This window comes from candidate division WOR-3 bacterium (assembly GCA_016867815.1).
Classification (GTDB): domain Bacteria; phylum Hydrothermota; class Tepidihabitantia; order Tepidihabitantales; family Tepidihabitantaceae; genus UBA2258.
This window is the reverse complement of sequence record VGIR01000158.1, coordinates 1-4,009: the sequence shown is the minus strand read 5'-3', so window position 1 is coordinate 4,009 and position 4,009 is coordinate 1. Positions and strand designations below refer to the sequence as shown.

Sequence of the window (4,009 nt, the reverse complement as noted above, 5' to 3'; positions counted from 1 at the left end):
CGCGCCTCTCGGCCCAGGCGAATGTCCAGCTCCCGATGGTCTATGCCGGCGTCCCGATCCGCGAACGCGCCGCCCGCGCGGCCGAACTGCTCGCAATGGTCGGTTTGAAAGACCGGATGGCCCACAAGCCCAGCGAACTATCCGGCGGCGAAACGCAACGCGTCGCCATCGCGCGCGCTTTCGCCAACCGTCCCTCGATCGTGCTTGCCGACGAACCAACCGGCAACCTCGACTCGAAGACCGGCGTCGAGATAATGCGCCTGTTCGGTTCCCTTGCCGAACAGGGCAACACCATCATCCTCGTCACCCATGACCAGACCGTTGCCGGCCATGCTCGCCGGGTCGTTCGGCTGATTGACGGTCGGATTGCGGACTGAACGATGCCCCTACTCGAACTGGTACGTCTCTCGCTCGACACCTTCCGCACGCACCGCATGCGCTCCTTCCTGACCGCGCTTGGCATCATCATCGGCGTGATGACGGTGATAGCCATCGTTTCTCTTATCCAGGGCATGAACTACGAGGTCGAGAAACAGATATCCTCGCTCGGGTCCAACACCCTCTTCATCCAGAAATTCGCCTTTGGAATGGGCCGGCTCGACTGGGACGAAATCAACAAACGCCCGAACCTGACGATGGACGACGCACTCGCCATCAGCCAGCTACCCAGCATCTACAGGGTGACGGCGTCCCGCAGCCGGACCATCAGCAAGATCACGTGGCGGAGCAACAAAGTGACGGGCGTCGAGGTGAGCGGCTCGACCCCGGCCCTGGCGGAGGTCGGCAACTACCAGGTTGAGACCGGCCGGTTCATCAACTCGGACGACAGCCTGCGCCGCCACTCGGTCTGCGTCATTGGCGGCTACGTCGTCGACAACCTCTTTCCCCACGAGATCCCCCTGGGGAAACGGCTGGTGCTGGACGGCAAGAGCTATGTCGTCGTCGGCGTGCTCGCCCGCAAAGGCAGCTTCCTCGGTCAGAGCCAGGACAATGCCATCATCGTGCCGATCACGACTTTTGAGAAGGATTTCGCGCCCGGCCGCGGCATCGGCGAACTGATGTACAGCATCTCCGTGGCCGCCATGCCTAGGAAGAGCGTCCCCGTGGAGAAAGCCATCGACGAGGTGCGCGAGTTGATGCGCCGCCGCCACCGGCTCGGCTACGACAAGCCCGACGACTTCGGCATCAGCACCCAGGACACCATCCGCGACATCTATCGCAGCATCACACGCGTCGCCTACCTTGTCATGGTCGCGGTGGCCGCGATCTCACTGCTGGTGGGCGGCATCGGCATCATGAACATCATGCTGGTCGCAGTAGCGGAACGTACCCGCGAAATCGGCCTGCGAAAAGCTCTGGGCGCAACGAATCAGGACGTGCTCTGGCAGTTCCTGCTCGAGGCGGTGATGCTCTCGCTTGTCGGCGGGGCAATCGGCGTGGCGCTTGGACTCGGAATCGCAAAAGTGGTTGAACTGGCGGCACATCTAAAAGCCGCGGCGCCGCTTTGGACGGTCCTGGTCGGGGTTGGCTTCTCCGCCGGGGTGGGGATCTTCTTTGGCATCTATCCCGCCTCACGCGCCGCGCGCCTCAACCCGATTGAGGCCCTTCGCTACGAATAGCGCGCGAAGCGGTCCGAGGGCTGTACCCAAAGACCCGGTTCGACCGGGGCCTCTACTGCCAACTCCCCACAAGCCTGTAACTTAGCTCAAATGCTGCGCTTGACACGCGAAAGTCTTTGTCCTATAATCGCTTATGCCAATTCGCGAGTTCAGTTGCAGCATCTGCAACCACGAATTCGAAGAACTCGTACTGAGCAGGCGTGACGAGGAAGAGATTGTCTGCCCCAAGTGCGGGACACAAAAGCTCACCCGCTGCTTTTCGTCGTTTGCCGTCGCTGGCGCCGAGAAGAGGGTTTCATCTTCGTCAAAGTCTTGTGGTAGCTGCAGTTCGTACAGTTGCAGTACTTGTAGCTAGAGGAGGGCGCACATGACAGTAACCAAAGCCGACCTGGTCGAGACCATCTCCCGCCAGGTTCACCCCAGCATAACCAAACGAGACGTCGGCAAACTCGTGCAGATGTTCCTCGACGAGATGTGCAAGATGCTGTTGGAAGGGAACCGCATCGAAATCCGAGGCTTCGGTGTCTTGTCCACCAAACTGCGCAAGCCCAAGATCGCGCGCAATCCGAAGACCAAGGAACCGGTGAACATCCCGCCCCGCCGCGTGCCGGTGTTCAAAGCCTCGCGGCTTCTGAAAGCAAGTCTCATGAAGGGAGGCCAATAGATGCCTTGTGGTCGAAAGCGCAAGCTGTCTAAGATTCGGCGCCACAAGTATAAGAAGCGCATCAAGGCGATGCGCCACAAGAAGAAGCTGCGCTAGTCCGCAGACGCCTCTCTTCGGGACGGGATCAACCTGTCCTACTGTGCGAAACGCCTGACCCTGGGTTGATTCGGCCGGGACGCCCCACGCGTCCCGGCGCTTTCATTCGACCGCGCCCTTGGTCGGTCTCCCGGAACCGCCTCTGCAAGTCGCGACACGAACCGCGCTCCGAATCGCGATTCGCGTGCCTCTGCAGCTCACCCCACGTGTGCTTTTCGGAATGACCCCGACCACGCCTCCGGATATCGAGATCCAGTCCCCGGTCGGGTTCACAGCAGCCATGCTGTACTGAGTCTCAGTCCAATCCCCGGCGGACATCGCGCGATGATTCCCATTGCAGGTCCCGGTCTGAACCGCATCTCATGAGGATCTGAGAACCACTCTCCGAACCGTCCCGGGAACGGTCTACATGGTGATGCCCGGCATCACCACTTAGACGAGAGGTAGATTCTCTAACCGACTATTGACTAGGTAGATGTCTCGCCCGGCCGTCACGCAAGTACCTGGAAGTCGTCTTGTGACCGGCAGGAACGCGTTTGGTGTCGAGAAGTGCTACAGGCTGGGCTCCGCAGACGCAGCTCTGGAATGTGCTCTTCTGCTATCGCCGGTCGCTCACCGCGTGATCACGACCTTGCGGATTCCGGCTCCTCCCTCCTCACTCCTCTCTCCTCCCTCCTTTAGGAAGTACACCCCCGGCGCCAGCGCCCGCACATCATTCGCGCCCGGCACCAGGTCCATCAACTTCCGCCCTGTGATATCGAGAAGGCCTGCAGCTTCCGGCAGATGCAGCATGCCCCGCACGAGTGTCGGCCGCAGCGACTTGATGGAACGGACGAGCACCCGTTCCTGGACACCGACAGGTTTCCGTCTGGCGATCCAGACACCAGTGGCAGGATCAATGAACCCGATTGTCGGCAAGGATTCCTCCAGAACTGCGCCAGCTAGCTGCAGGCCGGATGCCGCGGATATCGTATCGTGGTACCATGTAGCGCCGACTCGACAGGCGTACCGCAGTTGGCTACGGATGTACGCAGCGTGCGGAACGCCGGAACTGTGAACCGCTACAGCCCCGGCGCTTGCCCACGTGTCCAGCGAGGCAAAGCCTGTGCCGAATCCCGCATAGTAGAGGTTACCAGTCCAGTTGAATTCGTCTCCGTAGTCGTACAAAACAGCAGCACCTCCGCCTGTATCCCGAGCACACGCAAGGGCCTCAAGATGAGCGCGAGTTCCCGCCCCTGTGACTACGTGATACGGCCAAGTGTCTCCCTGTTCCATGAGGAGAATGACTGTCGTCGAGGTCGGGATGCCGTAGTACACGTAGGCCATGACGCACGGTTCGGCTTTGACGGTGTAGGTGAGTGCGCGAGCCACAAGTTCGCAGAAGTAGGGAGCAGTGAAGATGGTCTCGGCCGCCCATGTGGAGTCGGTCCGCCTCGCGAACATGATCGCTTGGTCGGAACCCGACGGATGGAAGGCGACTGACGGCGCACCGGCGGTGTCGTAACTGAAGTAAGGCAGTCCGGTATTAGTGGGCACCGGAACGGAATCCTGAAGCCACGCCGCGTCTTCTTTCTCGTAAAGCCGAATGTTCCCGCCAGTCAAGTCCACGAGCACCCCGAATTCGCCGTGC

5 protein-coding genes are annotated in these 4,009 nt (G+C 60.7%); 4 read left to right on the top strand and 1 reads right to left on the bottom strand.

The features are described 5' to 3' along the window. The 4 genes from FJY68_13690 to FJY68_13675 form a co-directional block, all read left to right on the top strand. Nucleotides 1-377, top strand: a 377-nt coding sequence (locus FJY68_13690; protein MBM3332877.1) for an ATP-binding cassette domain-containing protein, incomplete at its 5' end; no start/stop codon positions are given. A 3-nt stretch (nucleotides 378-380) separates the two neighbouring features. Then, entirely contained in the window at nucleotides 381-1,619 is a 1,239-nt protein-coding gene (locus FJY68_13685) for an FtsX-like permease family protein (protein ID MBM3332876.1), read from the top strand. 133 nt (nucleotides 1,620-1,752) lie between these two features. Further along, nucleotides 1,753-1,974: a zinc ribbon domain-containing protein gene (locus FJY68_13680; protein ID MBM3332875.1), complete on the top strand. Its 222-nt coding sequence runs from the start codon at nucleotides 1,753-1,755 to the stop codon at nucleotides 1,972-1,974. 12 nt (nucleotides 1,975-1,986) lie between these two features. After that, nucleotides 1,987-2,283 (top strand): integration host factor subunit beta, encoded by a 297-nt coding sequence (locus FJY68_13675; GenBank protein MBM3332874.1) that lies wholly within the window; start codon nucleotides 1,987-1,989, stop codon nucleotides 2,281-2,283. Nucleotides 2,284-2,991: 708 nt separating this feature from the next. Here the strand turns inward: FJY68_13675 and FJY68_13670 are convergent. Next, nucleotides 2,992-3,915: a hypothetical protein gene (locus FJY68_13670; protein MBM3332873.1), complete on the bottom strand. Its 924-nt coding sequence runs from the start codon at nucleotides 3,913-3,915 to the stop codon at nucleotides 2,992-2,994. Nucleotides 3,916-4,009: the final 94 nt, after the last annotated feature.